We start from the raw sequence: 21,379 nt of genomic DNA on the forward strand, positions 1-21,379 counted from the left end.
ATTTCGGTAAGATAACTATAGTACATGGCAATAATATCTTTCTCAGCACAAAGCGCTTATAGAATTGGTGCCTTTTCTCTTTTTTGATACTATTTCAATAAACTAAAATGAGCGCCTGTTAATATAATCCTCACTTTGGTTCCTACAGTGGTTCTGGAGCTCTCCATAATATTTTGATTATAATCCGTTGCTGTGACATGAAATGCACCTACATAGGCAGCTAAAATCTCTCTAATGCCATCTTCTTGGATTGTATTGATGGCTACCCCGTTGCTGATGTCAATTCCTTTATTTCTTAACGCTTCGACAACGGTGCCCAAAAGACCAATTTTCCCAAAATGATGCAATACGCAGCGGATATAACACTCCCAATTCTTTCCACTTACAACAAATATACTTGAGCCGGGATGAACACCACGATCATTTAAGAATTCTGCTACGGAACTGATCATCACAGGTTCTAATTCTCCTTCTCCGCCAATGTTATAAGTTGGAGCATAAGGCCCTGCAGACTTTCCCTTGCTCATTCGTTGGTTATAAAATTCTAATGGTGAATCTCCATCCTCATAAGCCACCATAAACATTTCGTCAGGTAAATCTTCCAATTTCAGACCATACTCAGTCCAGGCAAGGATTTCTATTGCCTTCATCCATTCTTTAAACGTGAGTCCTTCTTCTTCTTCCTCCTCAGCGTAGATTGAGTCGTCATCTGAAGAACTTGATTCATCATCTGAAGTGTAGAGTTTTTTTCCTTTTGCGGATTTAAGTCGATCTCTCATATTTGTAAACCGAACTCGATAATCGTCATCAATTTCCTCATCAGTATCAGGTCCAACTTCATCTAAGGGTACGAATCCATGAATCATGATTCCCGCTTCTTTTAGAATTCCTATTGCATTAGTGAATTCTTCATCAGTACCGTATGGGTTTGCAAAAAATATAGTAACCTTTTTTAATTTATGATTTTTAACCCAGTTGGCTAATAGTGTAGCGCATTTTTCATGACAAGGACTATTGTTGATGGTAATTTGAATTACGGTATGTGCATTTAAAGGAATACCGCTACTCTCAACTTGACGCATGAAAATCTGTTCAGCATGTAGATCATCATTGGAATCGTTCCTGGTTTCGAATCGTTTTTTTCCAACAAGTCCAACAAGCCTTGTCACAGTGTTGAATGAGAACTGATTAATTGCTGCGTATCGTCCTTTATCCGACAAACTTCCCCCTGGTAAAGTAGGCCTTGATGAATGATGGCTAAACTCTACTTCCGTATATACGGGAAGTTTCTCATCTTTAAATAAACGATATACATCGAAGACTGACCACACCTCTTTATCCTCATTAATTTTGCCTATCTTTTCTCTGATAACCTCCTCATTGGACCTCCCATATTTAGCTACAAAAAAATCGATTAACTCATCTATGTTGGAAACGGGTACAGTTGATGATTTCTTGGAAAAATCAATTACTCGTTGAGCAACTGTATGGTTACCTTTGTTCGTAGCGTCCTGTTGCTGTGCAATAAAATTATCCGTCATTACCTGCAACTGAGCTGCTTGTTTAGCCTGAAGGCTGTTATTCGCCATCTCTTGCAGTTTTCCCTGTGCAACCGCTTCAGGTCGATTGTCTACAAATTGAAAAATGGGTTCACTACCACTCTTTTTTTGAGTAACCTCATTCGCAACTGATTGGCTTTTGTTAGGTTGGGCTTTGTCAGTGTGAGTATTCATAACCTATTCTTTTTCAAGTTTTATCTATTGCCTATAACGGGCTTACCGGCCTTGATACGTACTTCCTTTTCCAAAGTCTCATATCCCAGTCATTAAAGCGCTGGCTGTGTGAGCTACGGTCAGTTACCGGAGCAGCCTTGTAGCGCTTCCTGGTTGAAAGTAGTAAAGTCAGTGACCTTTTTGGCAGGATAAGCAATAACTCCCTCCCGCTACCTGTTGCATGCCAGACCAATGTCCTGGGCAGCTTTTTGGTATACTGATCTCTAAGCGTTTATTCATTACATGAATTTAAACTAATATTTTGACATTTTAGCGATGACTGATGGTCAATACTAAATTGTCAACTATGGTTTGCCCGGCAGATGCCTCAGTTTCTCCTTTAGCACCTGGTATTCTTTTTCGATGTGTCGGAAAGCCTGCGTAGATACTATCAGAAATTGACTTTTCATTAGCAGATTTTAAACAGACATAAACTTCCATCTGCTCACTCATCATCCATTCTTCCTGAAGCGGGAGAAAACAGGTACCATCAGACCTTTTAGCAGCATTCAGAAAGCTGGATGCCCGACCTTTGGTTGGGATGGCTCACCAATAGCTTAAAGCAAGCTTATTAATTGGTTGTTAGCCAATTTAACCACCATAGGCCCTAGCAACCTACTGATAAAAGCGACTTAAAGATTACAACGACAAAGTGTCATATAGGCCATATTACAGCTAAACACCGACAAAGGTTCATACAAACCCAGAACTTAACCCAAAGAGAGACAATCTCCAGCATACCTGGAGAATGAATGAGTGCTATATATTAGGCAAAACTGTAATTACAGAATTCGATGATCTGGATTTTTGGGATATTGATCTTGTTTTGATGCATAAAATTCACCATTATCTTTTACCCAATTACCCTGCGCATAGGTCAGATATTCCACTTTTTCTCTATATACGGATCCTTTGCTGTAGCTCAACCAAGTTTCAGCTTCACAGCATTCACATTGCTGATTATATACCGCCTTATAGCCACAGATCTCACAATACGCTGCTTCCGAATAGTACCTATTAATGTATTCGTAATTTAGTTCCCTATAGTTTCCGGGGATCTGTTTTAAAAATTCACCATACCCTATAGACTCCTTATAAATATTGAACGGATTATAAGCCAAATTACATTGAATCTGAACCTCATTTTTGACTTTTATTTTCAAATATCTATGAAAGTCCTCTTTTAAATCAAGTCCTTCAAATTCCATGGATACCACATCGCTCCATTGAAAGTAAGTTTCGGAAATACGGAATCCTCCTGCTTCTACCAGGACTAGCCCTCTATTTTCCAGATAATGTGCTCTACATGCTACATAGTTCCAGGTATCATACCTGATTTTGCCTTTCCCTCCACAGGTTTCACAAGTGATCTCTGATAATTGTTCATATTTTTCTATGATATCCTCATCAGCCTGATCTGCGTGAAATCTCAGCTGTGCAAATTTCTCTTTTATACACGATACCTCTCTGTCCCAGCCGCTTTCATCAAGCTCCTTCACCAAAGATATGAGTAAAGAGCGCCAGCCTATGGGAATAAAAAAGCTAATTCCGTTCAATTCTGCGAGTTTGTTAATGTCGACTATATTTATTTCATCATTGACAATAAACTCCTTCAAGGTCTTCGTGTGCTTGTTAACAAACTCAAAATCTTTAAATCTATCTTCAACAAGATCGTTTCCTGTGTTGTTTTCAATTGAAAACTGTTCATCTGCTACCAAATCAGCTTCCACATCATTTACGTAAACTTTATCAACGAGCTTCTTGTCTTTAGCCATTTTTTTGGTTTCGAAGTAATCTATTAAACGAAATAGGTACCGAGTGGCAAATATACCGAGGAGGATTATGATCAGTGTTTTTTGTATCATCAGTTATGTTATTCTTTATTTGAGCTTTTCAATTTCCAGTTTTTCATTTATACATGCAATAATGGCCGGAGTATTATGTTTACATGTTTCATTAGTCTTATTTTCTATAGCTGTATAGAAACTTAATGGCTGAGTTCCCGTTTCAATATGATATATCCGGTAGCAAATTCTGACTTAGATAATTTAAATCTTCAAGATCTTCTGTGACTAAAAAAATCTTACAATTGTGCCTATTTTATTAAGTAGTTGTGATGTTCCTCCCTCTTCCTTCCTTATTCTGATTAATGTTTCTGTATTTTTAAAATCATCAAATTCCCAACCTGTTTTGAGCGCGCTTACTAACCAATATTCGTAAATTAAACTTCCAACCTGAACATAACATTGGAATAATTGGAATAACTCGTTATTAAAACTACAGATTATATCCTTAAGTGCGGATGAAATTAAGCGTAATAACTTCCTAATCAAATCTCAGCCCATTCATTCGCGCAACACCTAACATTAGATTCGATCTTTCCAGAATACAAGATTTCAGTATGATAAAGTCCAACACCACCTTTAGTTGCAGGCGGATAATTTTTACTATGCCAGGTATTTAGACCGATATCGTGATGATAGCCCCCTGCAGAATTATTGGGAAAACTGGGTTTGAATGAGCTTAAAGTTTTACAAAAAAAACAATAACTAAACCACTGCTAATCAGCAAATAAGACAAAATCATTCTTTTTATAAATAATAATTTTCAATAAACCTCAACTGACATGATCATAAACAACGATTCACGTGACAATTTCTATTTAAAACAAAAATGTTACCTAATAAATATGCTTAATAATGTAACTTAAATAAAAATATCACTAATATAATTAATTCATAATAATTAGAATGATATACATTATTGATTAAATCACCTACTGAAAGAATCATAGTTAACATTTAAAAATCATTTCTTGCAACTACAAATTAATGAAGATTAAGGGCCCTGTTTTACCTAACCAAAGAACTCGACTCTATTGTTTTAAATCAAACTAAAAACAGTTATGAAAAAAATACACGCAGGTCATCCTTTAACAACATTAATTCTTTTGTTCTTCATATGCAGTATGATCTCTTGCAAGAAGGATAAAACAAAGGGCCAAGAGACGAAGCCATTCTCAAAACAAGTTTCGATTACCTACTTAAAAGATTTAATCACAGAGCTACCTGTAAAAATCAAAGACCATAGTGTAATAAGAGGAGTCGTGATCTCTGATGCCAGTTCAAAAAATGTGGAGAATAATAAAACCTTATTTCTACAAGAAGGCACCAACCAGAAAGGGATTAAAGTACAGTTGCAAAAAGATCATAATTTCGCATTAAATGACAGTCTGGAAATAGAAATTTTCGATCAGACCATAACCAGGCTGAATGGCGCAGTCGTCTTACAGGATTTACCTAATAATTTGGTGAAAAACGTGGGTGTTGGAAAAATTTTTCCCCGTGAAACCAGTGTTAGAGCGCTTGAAGCAAATAAAAAAGATTGGGAAGGCAGTTTAATACGCATTGGAATCTGCCAACTGATTTCAGATAACGGAAAATATTCAGACAACATGAAAATTAAGGATGGAAAGGCTATCCTTAATTCAAGAATAATGAAAGATGCGAGTTTCATTGGACAGGAGCTTCCTAAGGATGTAAGTAGCATAGTGGGGATAGTACACTTAGAAGGAAATGAAGTCCAGCTAATACCCCGCAACACCTTAGAGATTCGTCCATTAAAATATGTTATTGATGAATTTACAAAATGGACAAATACAACCTGGAACCATAGTTCTATCCTTCCGAGATTTACGTTACAAACTGAATATGCGAATTGGAATGGAAATATATACGAAGGACCCGTCAAACAGCTGGCAACTGCAGCGGATGGCAGTTTTACGAAATTAGGGAAGATATACCCCTATTTACCGAAAGACTCCACTCGTGGTTATATGCAACTCTTTCCTTCTGAAAAACTGAATTTGAAAGGGCTAAAATTTTTAAACATTACATTTGCTGGAAGTAAGAGTGTTGGTTACACCCTCTTTTCAGAGATCAGTATCCCTGATGAATATATTCGTGTAGCGCTCTTACCTTTCAATACGGGTGTTGATGAACTGAGCATAGGCATAAGAATACCCATTGAATCTACAGGTGAACCAATTCCCGGAAAAGTAGTTAAACCAAAAGGAGCAGTCGACTTTTACAAAATTGTATCACTGACGGCTCCTGTGGGCGAAGTAGGAAAATTTACTGCGGTTAAATTTATAATACCATCAACCTTGGAAGACCTAGTCGCAATGGGTATTACCTCAGGAGACAGAGAGAAATGGTTAAATAATCCGCAGTTAGAGATCATCAATCTATCTTCCAGAAAAACATCAGGCATAACCGACTTTCGTCAAGATCGTTATGTCCCAATATTACTTGACCAAGTACAAATGGGCTTTTAATTATTAAACCGAAGCACAGCAAAAAAATCCCTACCTGGATAAGCAGGTAAGGATTTTTTTTAAACGGTTTTAATATTAATTTGCTCTGCTATTTTCTGTCTGTCCTGTTGCCTTATTTTTGTAAGTGCTGTTTTTCAATTTACCAAAACTATAGATGGCCATCACCCGAAAATAATTGTTGTTAAATCTCCTGTCGAAAAATATATCGGTTTGCCCAACGCTATAATCGCCGGAATTATTTGTTTTATTGAAGATATCGTTTGCCATAAACTTCAACTTCAGTGCATCTTTAAAAAATTCTTTATCAATTCCTATGGTCACTGAAGACCTGCTTCGATTTTGATACAATCCTGAAGATCCTTCCCCAAGATACCAAGCCAACAGCTGAACTTTAAACAGGTTTTTCACCTTAAATGTGTTGCTGGAATATAAATACCATTGCGGCCTTGGCGATAAGGATACAAAGGAAAACTGATCATCTATCATTTTGGTATAGCTCAGGTTTACTGTATTTATGGCTGTCCAGAATCCGATACCTGTAGATGCAGAAAGTGCAGCGAAAAAAGCATGACTTTTTTCCAGATTAAGGCCCTTTAAGACATAACTATTTGGTATATCCCCTCTCAAAGCGGCGGCACTAAGCGGATTATTCACATAGTTATAACCGACCCTCAGGTCAATTTTCCGGTAATATGCGCCCAATTCAAAAGAATGGACTTTCTCTGGGATAAGGTTGGGATTCCCTTCTATGGTTGTAAACGGATCCTGATAAATCACAAATGGATTTAAGGCCTGATACCTCGGCCTGGTGATCCTCGAAACGTAGGAAGCACTCAATTTAAATTGCCCGGAAACCATCCTGCTGAACATTAGGTTTGGAAAAAGATTAAAATAATTATCGCGGATTACTTGTCCCCCGCCCACACTCGTATTTAACTGGTAATTGGTCCATTCTCCCCTAAGACCTAGTCCGAAGTTGATCTTGCCCATGATCAGACCGCTATAATTGAGATAGGCTGCCGGTATTTTCTCCCTGTATTCAAAATCACTGGATAGGTTTTCATCGGGTCTAAAGTCTCCCCCATTATCTGCGATCAGGAAACCTGTACCAGAATTGGTATTTACATAGCTGAATTTAAGTCCGAGCTCCAGCTTTTCTCTGGCATTGAACACTTTGGTATAATCCAGCTGCGTACTGGAAATCAAAATCTTATGTTGAACATCATTTTTTAAGAACCTGAACGCATCTTTACCATCGATATAACTCTGCTCATCAATAAAGTCATTGATGTTGGCATGGTAATCTGAATACTGACTTCCGACAAAAAATACCGAGCCTAGTGTATCTATAGATTGGTTGTAGTTAAAACTAAAGGAATGATTTAGCCGGTGTTCGTTTTTCTTGGTGTCACTGGTATAAAAGCGATTTCCTTCATTCGTTGTAATGTTGTTCTTACTGTCCTGGCTTCCCCCCTGTTTTTCCAAATTCCCGCTATAACTCAGGGAAAGACTTTTGTTTTTATTGATACTATATTGAACGCCGAGTCCATAATTCGAGCGGTTACGAAATTTTCGGTTCCAGTTCGTGATTACCTCAGATCGCAGATAATCTTCTTCTGAGGGCCGGGTTCTGGTGGTATACAGCTGCTCCCTATCCTTCCCCTGAAACAGACCATAATTACCTAATACAGAAAGTTTTCCTTTATTGTAATTAAAGTCAAACATGGTATTGGTATTCCTCCCTGCAAATTCAGATGCAGTAACCTGTTGACTGACGGAGGCGAGTATCCCTTCTGCTATATTAGCTTTGGTAATGATATTAATAACCGCTTTTCCTTCTGCATCATATTTTGATGATGGATTGGAAATGATTTCAATCTTCTCTATCTGCGATGTGGGAATAGAAGACATCCGTTCTGCAGTGATGAGTCTTCCATTAAGATAAATCGTAGCTTCGCCTCTACCTGCTACGGAAATCTGTCCGTCATTGATGATGACATTTGGAGCCCTGCTAAGGATTTCAGTTAAGGAACTGCTATTCGCAAGTATGGTATTGGCAACCTTCACCTCCAGGTTACCATTCGCCAGATGCCGCGTTAATGGCACCTGAACACGAACCTGAACTTCATTCAACTGAACGTAACGTTGTTTAATCACAATAGTCCCCAAATCAATGGCTACCGTTCCGTTATACTTTACCCGGATCAGGGTATCAGCAAAAAGCAAGGAGGTTAATTTCAAAGTCACTTCTTTCTGATTGATGTCTGAGAGCTCAAAGTGACCATTCAAGAAGCTAATGCCCTTTTTAAAAGCAGGATCTGCAACTGCAAAAAGCAGTGCATTCCCCATGAGGGGTTCATGATTTGCATCAGTGACCTTGGCGGAGATGCTCCGAATATTTTGGGCATTTAATTTTAGGGAATGGAAGAATAAAGTCAATGTACTGAGGAATGTGATCAGCAGGATTTTCATTTGTGAATTGGATTTAGTTTTTCTTTTTCACAAAAATCAATAGTAAAATCCTGCAGCAGGCTCCGGAAACGGGAATCCGGAGTACGGATTTATAAATTAACACAAAGAACCTGGTTCAGAAACCGGTAATTACTTTTGTAGGGTATGCTGTTGATAGCTCAGGGGTGTAGTCCCTTTCAGTTTCTTAAACGCAGCGAAGAAAGTAGACTTTGAGTTAAAGCCCACCTCATAACCTATAGATTCCAAGGTAAGGCGGTGATCCGTTGAGATGATCTTGCAAGCTTCATTAATCCTGAATTCATTGACAAAGGTTGTAAAGTTTTTTCCCAAATTATCATTCAAGAACTGTGACAATTGATGACTGCTTACATTTATCCCTTTTGATAAATCACTTAATTTTAAGTCCGGATTTCTGTAAATCTCCTGTTCTGTCATGACCCTTTCCAGTTTCCCTAGCAAAATTCCAACTTCTTCTTCATTCACTTTTTTGCCTGAATATTTATTTGGATTGAGCAGAAACAGGTCGTCGGTTTTCTTTCTATACAAAAGCACCGAAATAATCAGGTATAAGATCAGGGAAAAACCAATTGCACCACTGATATAGGACGTAAATGGTGCCCGGATCAGGCTTAGGAAAAAGGCAATAAAAATCACTACATTCCCAAAAAAGATCATCAGCAACCAGGTTTCAGCAGGAGTCAACTGCTGCCCTTTACTGAACATTTTTTTCAGGATTCCTTTGATCACAAAAGCCGACATAACGATATAAACAAACCATTGCAAATAAATAATCTTGCTAAAGTATTGGTTCCAAAGCAATGAATAATCTTCATAAGGATAGCATATACCTGTCACAAGTACCACCAGAAATAAGGAAGCTATCATCCATTTCCAGGATTCCGGAATTAACTCCAAGCCCTTAACTGTAGATTTTAGAAAACAATAAAGGAAAGGGCCGATAAAAAAGCAGGCGGAAAGACCAATCTGCAGGTATATTTTCGGCAGATTACCATCAAAATATATAAACACTGATTTACCAATCCGCACACTTAGGACAAACAGCAGGGCGCCCAGGAAATAATTGCTCAGGTACTTTTTTCTGGTGAAAAAAGAAAAGTATAAGCTTAGAATAAGCCCGTTAAAGGCTCCTAATACACTGAAAAAAAACAAGAATTCCTTACCGAAGTTCATAAATTGGCTATGGGTGGTGGTACCTCAAATATACTTTTTTTATACAATTAATCTTCCCGGCTACCATCATGGGCCATTCTTACCATTTTAGGTGTGAATTTAGCGACCACATCAATCAGCTCTTTTTGAGCTTCCATCACCAGATTGATGTCTTTGTAAGCCATTGGAGCCTCGTCTAAACCTGCACCAATTAATGCCAGGTTAGTAGCTTCAACAGGCAATTTACAGTTTTCTTTAGCCAGTTTGGTGTAATAGTCAGCTAAAGTTGCACCCAATCCACGGGAACCAGAGTGGCTAAGCAAAGCCAGACAACTACCTTTTTCAATATTCAGGACCTCATCTCTTTTTTCAAGAAAAAGAAGGGTCCGAAATTGCTGCCCCTTGCTCTTGATCGGATCATCGAATTTCAGGAATTCCCAAATAAACCCTATGTTGAATATAAGGGCATAGATTTTGACCGTTATTTTGAAGACCTGCTTGGGGTAACCAAATCTCCTACATCCTAACTAAGCCATGGCATCATAGTCAGCAAGTCTTGAAAGAGGAGTCTGATGGCTTGATCTTTAGAGTTGATGTAGTCTTAAACTTTGAGCTGGAAAGGGAAATTCTTGGCTTCGGTGAATGCATGAAAGTATTGGCACCTCGAAGTCTCGCTTCCAGAATTCAAAAAAGACTTGTTGAATCCGCCAAACAGTATGAAACCGATTAGCGCATAAATGAGCTAATCGGTTAGCACCAATTTCAAAACATTAATTTAAAATTGGTTTATTATCATAAACAGCAGATACCTGTCGCTGTAACCAGATGGTCATCCAGGCAGAGCCCATTCTACTGGAAATTGCTTCTTCCCTACCTAAATAACTATTCTCAGAATCACCAATATAGGTATGTCCGTCGACAAACCGTTTTTGTTGTTGCAATACTTTATCGATATGCAGTTTTGCCCAATATTCTCCTTTATGCTTTTGCGAAAGGTTATCCCAGCCATAGGTATAAGCAGCGATATCCAGATTGGCAAAATTATCATAAACACCGAAACCCCAATCAGAACCTTCAGGGTAATAAACCTCAGCTGTTGCTTCACGATACATGGTACCACCGGGAGCCTTATAAGGCGGCGCAGAAAATGAATGTGTCGTTACCGAGTAGTAAATTTTATCAAGGTTAAAACGTGCGGCTTCTGGTATTGCTTTACCTGCCAATGAGAATATTATTGGCGCATTGATCATAGAGGCGAGGGCATTGTATTGCGGATGAATTATACCATGATTGATTACAAAACCAGGCTCCTCCATGTTATAGCCATTAACCCAGCTACTAACCGGCCGGCCATGTATAATTCTTTGGTTATTTAAATCAGAAGGCAAAGAGGTAGATGCAATCAAATATTCAACAGACTTGTATAACCATTTGTTCGAGTTTGGATGATTCGGTAACATTACTGCAGCCAGGTACAACAATTCAGCGTTCCAGGCGTCCTCTTCGATTTTAGAGTCACCAGGGAAAAGTACTTTTCCTGTGCTGTCTTTAAAATAAAGCGGTGCTGTAGGAAGAAAACGATTTGCTTCAGAAACCATCATTTTCATGATATTAGTTTGATCTTTGGTTGAAAATTCATCCCAAAAGAGCCAAGCTGTATATCCCGAATAATAGGCCCAATGTGCTGCCTGCCAATCGCCACCCCATACTTTACGTTTACCATTGACTTTATGATCATAAGCCACTGAACGGATCATCAGCATCATTTTATCTTTAGCTTCTTTCAATGACACACCTGTTACAGCGGGATCATATATCCCTGTTTTAATGGCAATACCGATACCGAATGCCATTGCTGCAGGAAAACGGTATCGGTATTCATTTACCTTAGATTTACTTTTCAAGTCAAGATAACCGCTGGAATCGATCTGATATCTTTTTACATCGTTAAACCAGGCAGTGAGTGCAAACTTATTGGCATTGAGTAATGCCGTTTTTACTGCATTTGTTACTTTATTACGAGGCACTTTTTTTTGAAACTTGCTCCAATTAATCGGTGCTACCATTGTTGAGGAATCAGTATTTGCGCTCGCTGTACTGATTTGGCTTTTCGCAGATGCTACTCCTGGAATCAGTAATAAAATGGCCGCGATTATTTTTAAATGGTATTTCATTTTATTCTTATCGTTCAAATTGTTGGTATCTAAATGTTAGGGTATGTTTTAAGTAATGATTGATCCGCTGAATGAATTCAATAAACTTCTACTCAGCGAATCAAACACAACCACTAATTCAATAAAAATTCTGACTCAAACTGGTTCAAAAACGGATCACCATCAATACCAAAAGAAGCTAAATTTTTAATGTTCATCCAATACAAAATGTTCGCCCCTATTGAATAATTTGCTACAATAATAGACTTGTCCTTTGCATTTGGATCAGCTACTACCGAGGCTGGCACATCTGTACCCATTGCAATCCATTTGTAGCTTCCTTTTAACACCATATTGTATCCTCCCGGAGCCTTATTTGTCAGTATCCCCTCTCCTCCCTCATCTATCGGCCAATAACCTGTTAAGTTTACATAATTAGGGTGCTGTCTCATGTCCTTTAAACCTTTATTAGCCACTAAAGTTGCCGCATCCAGGGCTACATTAAAATAACAGAGGTCTGCCGCCTGGAAATTTAGTGCGGTATTAACACCATATACACTTCTATAGCCAATAGTTAATTTTTCCTGCGTACTCAAATTACCCTTGGAACTGATATTTGTGCTGGTTACCGCAACACCATCCAAAAAGGTGGTCAGTGTTCTGGTACTTGTATTCACATATTTTACAGTAATGGCGATCGTATGCCAGGATCCATCAGCCGCGGTTCCACCAGTAAATTCTGAGGTAGCACCTCCACCATTCGCCGAGCCACCAACAACACATAAATACGAATTACCTCCTTGTCTAAGCACCCATCCTGTTCCGGTAGTACCCAGAACATCAGTACTCTTCGAAAGAAAACCTGGATATGAAGTTTGTCCATTAAACTTTACCTGCATCTGCACGGTAAAATCTTGTGTACTTCCAGAATTATACAAACCATTATCATTAGGAACCTCTGCAATTACATCTGTACCTTTAAACAATACGGTATTAAAACCCGTTTTTTTCAATTCCTTTTCTTTAAAAGCTGGATGAGCAGCTATAAAAAATCCATTTTTTGGATCAACACTGCTTCCACCATGATTTGTAGTCACAATGACCAGCCAATCTTCATTAGCATAATTTTTTCTGGCTTTTAATGCGGTTAAAATATTACCCACATAGGCATCAGTTTTAACAATGGCATCCTTGTAATTACTATTTGTTGACAAGTAACCGCCGTTTACGCCTGCAGCTTCTACATCCCTAAAGTTAACAATCATAGCCCCTAACAAATTTTGGGTATTCAAAATATTAACGGTAGAATCTTTTACTGCCAGATCCGTAGAGACTATAGGTGAAAAATCAGTGTTTTTCATATAGTTACGCAAAGGATCCCAAGGCGTAACCAATGCCGTTTTCACATTTTTAAACTGTGTAATATAATCGAACACATTTCTGTAGGAGGTAATACTACCTTCAAAATCCCCGTTCCCGGCACTTAAATCTTTGTCAAAGGTATTTTGACTGATTAAATGTTTATTGTAACCAACACCTGTTAATATAGAAGCCCAGGCCGCCGCATCGGTAGCTACCGAAGAAGTGAGTACATTATAGCTATATTTTGAGCTTTTTTGAAGTGCTGAAATATTGGTCGGTGCCACAGTTTGTAATTCAGCACCTGTTAAACCATCGATACTGATCACTAATACCTTACGTTGCAAAGTTGTTGTCCGTACTAATTCTTCATATACTGGTGCTGGGTTAGCATATTTTTTACAGCCCATGAATCCCAGCAATAAAAACGCTCCGGCTACAAATAGGATGTTGTATTTCTTTATATTCTTATTCATATTCTGAGTTCATTAAGGTTTAATAAGATTACATTCTGATAAATTACAGGAAACTGCATTTGCCCCGTTTTTTATGACCACTTTAACATATTTAGTGCTGATTTTGCCATCAGGGAAGTTATAATTATATACGGCCGTTGTTTGCGGTAAGGTAGTCGTGCCAACACTGGTATAATTTACATTATCCGTACTGGTAAATATCTCTACATCTTTCACATAACCTGTACTAACATTCTGACGCTGCGCAAAGGTTACCCCTTTAATTAGCATTGGTGCCGGAGAATTAGTTGCGAGTGTAATCGCAATGGGAAAAGTTTGTGCTGCCGTTGGTGCGGGGCTGGTTTGCGAGGACCAGTAAGAACTTGTAGAAACCACACCATCAATTAAATTAGTTACATTACCGTCGTTTGATTGCGAAGAACTCGCGCTTACGGTTGTGGTGTAAATAATGGATCCGGTTCCACCGGTTTTTGTCAGAGGATTATAAGTCCATATTGCTTTGGTTAGTGGCGGATATTTAGCCGAAACTTTAGCCACAACAGCATCACTAATCAGAATACCCCAAGCACCAAAAAATGGCGACAAATCAGTCTGAGTATAATCTGATAGTTTTTCATAAACAAAATTGTGCTTAAGAATATCCGATGAATTTAAGCGGTCGGCATGGCGAGCCTCCTTGTATAAATAGGTCATTGCTCCGTAACCATACAATTCCAGAATTTGCACAAAAGGCGTCATCCGTCTAAAAGGGTCGTTCATTGCCACATCCCGGTCGAAGTCCTTCAGTCCAGCTGTGCCTGCATAGGTAATCGCCAATGGGAAATTACTATTAACCGCTCTGTGCAGGCCACTGTAATTAGCTCCGATTCTATTGGCGACTTTAAAACTGAAAAGGTTATTGGTGGTTTCGCCCAGGGTGCTCCAGCTCCAGGCGCTTGTTTGCTGACAGTTGTGACCAAATTCATGGTAAGAGCCCCAATTTCCTGTCCCGTTGCTGCTAAGGTTTTTTAAACTGGTAAAACTACCAAACCATTCATTATCATTTTGCCCCACAAAAGGAAAACCACTGTGACCATAACCCAGGCTCAACTGTATATCCAATACGCCGCGCCAGGCACCTTGCGGGCTTCTGTCTATTGCATCAACAGCATTATCAGATAAGCCCATCCAGCCATTATAGTCTAATTCAAACACATCATTCCATTTACTCATCACCAACCCAGGTTGAGTATATGGTTCAGTTGGCGAATTAAATGCAGCTACAACCTTGTCGCGGGGAACTAAAAAGATAACACGATTGCTTCTTAATTCCAACCATGGCACTTTGGAAGCTTTAACCTGCTCCATCCAGACGGCATCGTTACTTTTCCCCAGAATAAAATCCGGTGAAACACAAGCTCCAGAAATACTGAACTCTACCGGAACTGCATAAGCATGGCTGGCACGAATATAAATGGTACCGCCATACAGGTTACGGACAAAATTATTACCTGCATAAAGTTGCTGGCGCATATAAATTACGGGATCTCTCAATAAAGGAGATTTACCAGAAAGATCGTCAGTTTGTCCGCCGATTTGAACAACCAGCCCTTCGATACCCTGAGGCACTACGATCTTGATCAGTTCGCCTGGAGCAGCATAATATCCAGTACTAAACTGCGGTTCTGGAGCCACAGAGATCCGTAAATTACCTGCTGTTTGATCCGTATAATTTAAATCTAAAGTAAACTTTGCATCTTGTACCCGGGGTTCTGATGGATCAACCAAACCTGGAAAAACTCTCGCCTGACTGTATTTTGATTTATCGATAACCTTCATATTGGTATCAATACTACCTGTAGCTATATTGCCTGAATTGTCTGGGTATCCATCCGGGATATTGTACCCGTATTTTTTGCAAGCCGTCATTGTCAATAACAAAATGGTCACAAATATTTTAGTGAGTTGATTAAATTTCATGCTACAATTTTTAATTGATTGGAAAAGTAACTGTTGGTACATATAGTTTACCCATTAAGCCCCATTGCGATGGAACGGCGATATTTAGCCAATTGTAAATTAGTATTGGAATATCTACACCGTTAGGTACAGCAGTATATGCAGCGGCTGAAATTTCCGGAGAAATATTTGGCGAAATCTCTGAGAATGGAACAAACTGAACAGGACCAGAATAGGTCATGTCATTACCTTTACCCGAGGCATCTGCGGCTAGGGTTCCGCTGGTTTCGTCAAATGGCCAGTAGCCTATTAAATTACCAAAATAGGTATTCTCAGGTCTAATCTGAATACGCATGTTTTTGATGACCTCAGCTGGGCTCATCGCTACATTAAAGATCGCCAGATCTTTAATCATAAAATTGGTGTTTTTCCCCAAATCTGCACCAATTCTTAATGGAGCTGTGTTGTCCCTGTTCGTTACTCCGATATTTGTACTGCTACGAGCAACGCCATCCAGATAAAAAGCAGTCGTTCTTGTACTCCCCGAGGTAGTTATGGTAATTGCATAAGTATGCCATTTACTATCATTCATTTGCTGGGTTCCATTCAGGGTACTGGCTCCGGTAAAACTTAGCTGTACGTTGTTACTTCCCCTAAAAAAGTCCCATCCTGCGCTGGAACCAAAAGTAACCTGCTTACCTAAGAACGGAGGAAAGCCACTTGCTGTACCAAGGTCATCCCTCATTTTAAACATCATGGTGAAATTACCACTTACACCAAAGTTGCCTATGTTTGTATTACTGTTTAACAATGCTTTTGGGCTTATCGATGCATTTGAAGTGAAACGCGGCGCAGTCCCAAAATAAGGCAGGTTACTGATGTCTGGTTGGCTGATGGCGGTGACCACAAATTTGGGGTTATAAAATGCAACAAATGTGTTTCTCGAAAGATCATCATAAATATTACTGCCGCCAGCAGAGGCCCCACCACCTTTATTAGAAGCGATCACAACCAGCCAATTTTCAGTAGCATACGTTTTTCTGGCTTTCAAGGCTTTCATAATTTCGCCAACATAGCCATCAATATTTTGTATCGCAGCTGTATAGCCTGGCGTTGTAGTGGTATAGCCAGCGCTGGCTCCCTCGACTTCGGCACTATGAAATTGGGCAACGAGTAACGAAGGGTCGTTTGTACTTAATTCTTCAACCACTGCTGCTTTTACAGCCGCATCGTCAGTTACCGTTTGTTTTACCGAAGCATCAAGGGCTAAATTATCATTAAACCCAGCAGACGCTGCGATTGAAACCGCTCTAACATTACCTAAGCTTTCTTTTATCCTGGTAAAAATAGTTGGCGTTGCCTGCAAGTTCAGACCATTGAAGTTTTCGCTGATTACCTTGTGTTTAGTGTAATCTACACCGGTAAGCATGGTGGTCCAGGCAGCAGCATTGGTCAATTGATTATTCTGAAAATCAGCTAAACCATCATAGCTATAAATAGCTTTTTGGGTTATTGTGGTGATATTTGCTGGTGTTATTGATTCCAATACGGAACCTTTAACACCATCCATAATAATATACAATACCTTTTTACGGTTACTGCCCAATCCAGCAGTATCATTTTTAAATGATTCCGGTAATACGTTGTCAAAATTTTTATTGCAGCCAAAACTTAGCCCGATTAAGCCAATCAGGCCGGCCATGATGAAGATCTTAAGCTTAAGATCCGGATTAATAATTCTTTTCATTTCTATATTCCTTTCCTTTAAACCATTTATTAGTTAGCAATGATCAATCGTAATACGTTATGTGGGAACATGGAGTTAAATCTTACAATATTACCAACCAAAGTCACCCTGGTACCCTTAGCTACCGGGCTCTCCATTAAATCGTAAATTCTACCTTGAAAACCACCTGTATTGTTATAACCGACTGCGAGAGTTCCGTTCGCTTCCAGTATAGAAAATCCCTGCCTCAAATAGGTACCATACTTATTAAAGGAACCGGCTACTATTATTTTACCGTTAGACAATTGCCCTGCAAAAGTGGCCACACCACCGGAGTAGCCCAGACTTGAAAAGGTATTCACATTAGAACCATCGGCATTTAATAAATTGATACCACCAACAGTTTTTCCATTAAACGTGGTAAATAAACCCGCAATCACTATCTTATTTGTGGTCGCATTGTAACGAATCGAATTAATATCTCCATCAGCTCCGGCACCTACGTTAAAGGTATTATCTACACTTCCATCAAGATTTAACCTAACGATATGGTTTGCAGCGGTACGATTAAACGTCGTGAAATTGCCTACTAAAATTAATTTGCCGTCGGCTTGCATCATGGCATCTGTAATCCCTCCATTAGCGCCTGCTTCACTCTGTCTGGTGACGCTATTGTAATGGAAAGTCTGATCCAGGGAACCATCACTATTTACCCTTACCAGTTGACGCATTTTAGTCACATCATAAACTTTTGCATCGTAACTGGAATTGGGAATATAAATCGTCTTATAGTTTTGAAAATTCCCTACGATGTAGACTTGTTCGCCAAAAACAAAGGTTTTTCTAATTGATCCATCCACACCGCCATTAAACGAGGCAATGGTGTCTTTGTTTTTATAGGTTTCGGCTGGTTTTGGATTGACCACATCAACAACCATACTATCCAAACTGCCATTGGCATTTAATCTCGTGATATTGTTCAGGGTCTGCCTGTTTACACGGGTAGAATTATAAGCGTTAAAACTACCTGCTACAATCATTTTTCCTGTGTTCGAACCTGTATTGATCGTGTTAATGGAATAAATGGTTTGATTGTTCCCTACAACACCTTTTCCAAAGTTAATACCGGAAGTCAGGTAAGCACCATCTGCATCTGTCTGAACAATGCCTCCATTAGGCAGTACCGCGGTCCCTTTTTGTTCAAAGCTATTAAAAGCTCCGCCTAACCAAATATTCCCGTTAGTCAACGCTTGAATGGCGTACACATCCGAGTTTCCGTTACCCGTTACTGTTCCGGCACCATTTACAATCTTAAATGTATTATCGACACTAACTTTCCCTCCTACTTTCACTATCGGGCCGAAAAATATTTCTCCGTTAAGGGTAATATACATACTACCTGTACTGGCTTCGAGCGGCACATTAAAAGAAATAGTACTATCTGTCCTTGAGGTTAACGCTGCTTCGATTTCATTGACAAAAATTTTAAAATCGGTATCTTTATATTTATCAGTGGTTAAGCCCCTGACCTTAACTGTTAAACTTGTACCAGCCGCCACAATATCCGGATCTGTATTTTTGGAAAGAATACTAACATCTAATGAAACTTTACCTCCGGCATAAGGATCATCGGCAATTCCCTTCCCTTTTTTACAAGCAACCAAAAGCATGGCCACAATGACCAGACTGAAGCGCATAAATTGATATATTTTATTTTTGAACATCTCTGATTAAATTTTAATTATAATAACATAATAATTAAGGTGTTGCAGGCAAAATCCCCGCTACCACGGCCTGCTCAATAAACGAATTTGTATTAAATCCGAAATTGTGCTTAGTTTTATTTAATACATGAACTACACCGTTGCTCGGCTGAATATCTGAACTAGCGATAGGAACATTAACTAGGGCAACTTGTGGGTTAGATAAATCCGGAATATAAGCCAGATATAACTGACGGTATCCGGCATAAATCACACCGCCAGCATCATTGAACAGGACACCCAGATTCATTACTCTACCACCGTAGGAGGCATAATTCTTCCCCGGATAGGTGACATACGATACGGTATCCCGTTGGGGATAATCTTTTAGCAAATACTTTCCTTTGAAAATATACTGCGACAAAGTATTCTTCCAGACCTCTGGTTTAATTTGGGATAATTGTGAAACCGTATCCTTACCATTGTATTTCAAATAGAGGTTTAAACGATTGATCGATTTAAAAATCGTACCACTTGGTGGAGCAAAAAAAGTGATCTCTTCCTTGTTAACCACATCGTTCATCCCTGCCAGATCAATCACCCTTAAGGTACTATCGAAAAAAGCCGGCTTCGATTTTAAGTATTCTAAAACTGTACCATCAAACTTACTTTCATGTAAGCCTGTATCGAAATAATATTTTTTACAGCTGCCAAATAACAATAATGTACCTGCGAGCATTAAAAGGATCATTCTATTTTTATGTTGCATTTTCATATTTATTTATTCCAAAAATTATTTCCAACCAGGTAGGGATTTGCTAAGCGCTCTGTAGAACTAATGGCTAAAGGCCATGTCCAGGCACCAGCATTAAAATCTGTTACAGAAATTGGGTTACTTGAATATTTTGAATCGAGAACCCTTTTGGTACGTACTGCATCAAAAAAGAATTGTCCTTCTCCGATCAGTTCCCGGCATCGCTCAAAATAAAGATCTGTTTTAAGCTCATCTCCTGTAGAAATAAACACAGGTGCACCCGCCATTAACCGAACCTGATTAGCGAATTCTTTTGCTTCTTCATCATTATCCAACTCTGCTGCTGCCTGAGCTGCCAACAATATCATATCTGGCAACCTAAAAATAATGGCGCTGTCATCACTGTTTATAGTGACACCTGAACCAGAGCCAGTAGCATAATTGTTGATAAACTTTTTAAACTGAAAAGTATTATTATCCGCATCATAATTATCAAACCAAATAGCCAACCTTGCATCTGCCACACCCAAAGGAAAAACCTTAGTCAGGTAATCTTTCTTATAGTTCATGCGACTGGTAGCGGTGCTTGTGGAACCGTAATACGGATAATGCGAAAAGAAATAGGAATAGCCTGCGGCCTGGTTAAAAGTTTCCCCGTAATTAAACTCCTGTAAGATCCCAAACAGATTCTCCGAAGAACGACCTTTAAAGATCTTTTTAGTATTCTCTATCGTTACTGGTAACAACTTATAATTGGTATAGGTAGCTAACTCATGACCTAAAGCAACTACTGAAGTATAGTAAGGCTTTTTATCTGTTTTATCCCAGGCAGCCGCCCACATATTTAAGTGCATTAATAAGGCGATTGCACTGCCCCTGGTCGGTCTGAAACCTACCTGAGATCCATCTGCATTTACAGTCGGTAAATCATCCTTCGCCGCAGTCATGTCTGCGATACAATTTTTTAAGACCGTTAACTGGGCTGTTCTGGGTAAGGAAGTACTATGATAAGCATCTGTATAATAAATGGCATCGCCAAAAAGCCTGCAGATGAACAGATAACTCAGGTTGCGTAAAAAAACAGCCTCGGCTTTATAGCGCTTTCTGTCTGTATCAGACAAAGCAGTACCAGGTACCCTATCTATTTCCTGATACATAATATTTGAATTGGCAATCACATCATACCAGGTTTTCCAGTCCTGGATGTTGCTAAAGGCTGTGCTGCCAACCAGTTTCAGGTTATTTGCAATTAGATTATTATAATCCACACCAGCAGTACCACTCACAAAATTACCCCTCATCTCCAAAGCAGGCATAAAAGCTCCACCTCCGATTTTACTTCTCAACCGGGTATAGATTCCGATGGTAAAACCTTCCACATCTTGTTTCGTTTTCCAAAAATTATTTCCAGATTGGGCATCTATGGGAGTTACATTTAAGAACTTTTTACACCCTGGCATCACAAACAATATTGCGGCTACCAACAGTAAATATTTTACATTATTCATTTTCATCATTTA

Annotated in this window: 14 protein-coding genes; 2 read left to right on the plus strand and 12 right to left on the minus strand. The window is 39.0% G+C overall.

Translation table 11 applies throughout. From position 1 onward, the window contains the following. Positions 1 to 89 precede the first annotated feature (89 nt). Both GM920_RS04565 and GM920_RS04570 read right to left on the minus strand, forming a co-directional pair. Complete coding sequence (locus GM920_RS04565) at positions 90 to 1,589, minus strand: hypothetical protein (RefSeq protein WP_182953846.1); 1,500 nt, start codon at positions 1,587 to 1,589, stop codon at positions 90 to 92. A gap of 965 nt (positions 1,590 to 2,554) precedes the next feature. Beyond that, positions 2,555 to 3,547 (minus strand): hypothetical protein, encoded by a 993-nt coding sequence (locus GM920_RS04570; RefSeq protein WP_182953848.1) that lies wholly within the window; start codon positions 3,545 to 3,547, stop codon positions 2,555 to 2,557. 1,130 nt (positions 3,548 to 4,677) lie between these two features. On the opposite strand from GM920_RS04570, the gene GM920_RS04575 reads away from it, so the two are divergent. After that, on the plus strand, positions 4,678 to 6,108 hold the full coding sequence (locus GM920_RS04575) for a DUF5689 domain-containing protein (protein ID WP_182953850.1): 1,431 nt from the start codon (positions 4,678 to 4,680) through the stop codon (positions 6,106 to 6,108). A 75-nt stretch (positions 6,109 to 6,183) separates the two neighbouring features. Here GM920_RS04575 and GM920_RS04580 read toward each other — a convergent pair whose 3' ends face one another. From GM920_RS04580 to GM920_RS04590, 3 genes are all read right to left on the minus strand, one after another. After that, complete coding sequence (locus GM920_RS04580; RefSeq protein WP_182953853.1) at positions 6,184 to 8,580, minus strand: outer membrane beta-barrel family protein; 2,397 nt, start codon at positions 8,578 to 8,580, stop codon at positions 6,184 to 6,186. A gap of 129 nt (positions 8,581 to 8,709) precedes the next feature. After that, positions 8,710 to 9,771, minus strand: a complete 1,062-nt coding sequence (locus GM920_RS04585; protein WP_182953854.1) for a helix-turn-helix domain-containing protein — start codon at positions 9,769 to 9,771, stop codon at positions 8,710 to 8,712. A gap of 47 nt (positions 9,772 to 9,818) precedes the next feature. Beyond that, the gene (locus tag GM920_RS04590) at positions 9,819 to 10,073 is read right to left on the minus strand and encodes an RtcB family protein (protein WP_235964431.1); all 255 of its coding nucleotides are present in this window, start codon (positions 10,071 to 10,073) and stop codon (positions 9,819 to 9,821) included. Positions 10,074 to 10,306: 233 nt separating this feature from the next. Here GM920_RS04590 and GM920_RS23680 point away from each other — a divergent pair, with 233 nt between their 5' ends. Then, the gene (locus GM920_RS23680) at positions 10,307 to 10,480 is read left to right on the plus strand and encodes a WYL domain-containing protein (RefSeq protein WP_235964432.1); all 174 of its coding nucleotides are present in this window, start codon (positions 10,307 to 10,309) and stop codon (positions 10,478 to 10,480) included. Between the two features lie 40 nt (positions 10,481 to 10,520). Here the strand turns inward: GM920_RS23680 and GM920_RS04600 are convergent, their stop codons facing one another. The 7 genes from GM920_RS04600 to GM920_RS04630 all read right to left on the minus strand — a co-directional run bounded on the left by GM920_RS04600 (position 10,521) and on the right by GM920_RS04630 (position 21,367). Then, positions 10,521 to 11,924: a hypothetical protein gene (locus GM920_RS04600; protein WP_182953857.1), complete on the minus strand. Its 1,404-nt coding sequence runs from the start codon at positions 11,922 to 11,924 to the stop codon at positions 10,521 to 10,523. A gap of 113 nt (positions 11,925 to 12,037) precedes the next feature. After that, on the minus strand, positions 12,038 to 13,738 hold the full coding sequence (locus GM920_RS04605; RefSeq protein ID WP_182953859.1) for an alkaline phosphatase family protein: 1,701 nt from the start codon (positions 13,736 to 13,738) through the stop codon (positions 12,038 to 12,040). Between the two features lie 12 nt (positions 13,739 to 13,750). Continuing rightward, positions 13,751 to 15,697 (minus strand): M60 family metallopeptidase, encoded by a 1,947-nt coding sequence (locus tag GM920_RS04610; RefSeq protein ID WP_182953862.1) that lies wholly within the window; start codon positions 15,695 to 15,697, stop codon positions 13,751 to 13,753. A gap of 10 nt (positions 15,698 to 15,707) precedes the next feature. Further along, a complete protein-coding gene (locus tag GM920_RS04615; RefSeq protein ID WP_182953864.1) occupies positions 15,708 to 17,423 on the minus strand; it encodes a LamG-like jellyroll fold domain-containing protein in 1,716 nt (571 codons plus the stop codon). Positions 17,424 to 17,452: 29 nt separating this feature from the next. Next, on the minus strand, positions 17,453 to 19,126 hold the full coding sequence (locus GM920_RS04620) for a DUF5008 domain-containing protein (protein ID WP_182953867.1): 1,674 nt from the start codon (positions 19,124 to 19,126) through the stop codon (positions 17,453 to 17,455). Between the two features lie 34 nt (positions 19,127 to 19,160). Then, entirely contained in the window at positions 19,161 to 19,874 is a 714-nt protein-coding gene (locus tag GM920_RS04625; RefSeq protein ID WP_235964433.1) for a hypothetical protein, read from the minus strand. Positions 19,875 to 19,882: 8 nt separating this feature from the next. After that, the gene (locus GM920_RS04630; protein ID WP_182953872.1) at positions 19,883 to 21,367 is read right to left on the minus strand and encodes a RagB/SusD family nutrient uptake outer membrane protein; all 1,485 of its coding nucleotides are present in this window, start codon (positions 21,365 to 21,367) and stop codon (positions 19,883 to 19,885) included. Positions 21,368 to 21,379: the final 12 nt, after the last annotated feature.

Origin of the sequence: Pedobacter gandavensis (assembly GCF_014172405.1) — a bacterium.
Lineage (GTDB): Bacteria > Bacteroidota > Bacteroidia > Sphingobacteriales > Sphingobacteriaceae > Pedobacter > Pedobacter gandavensis.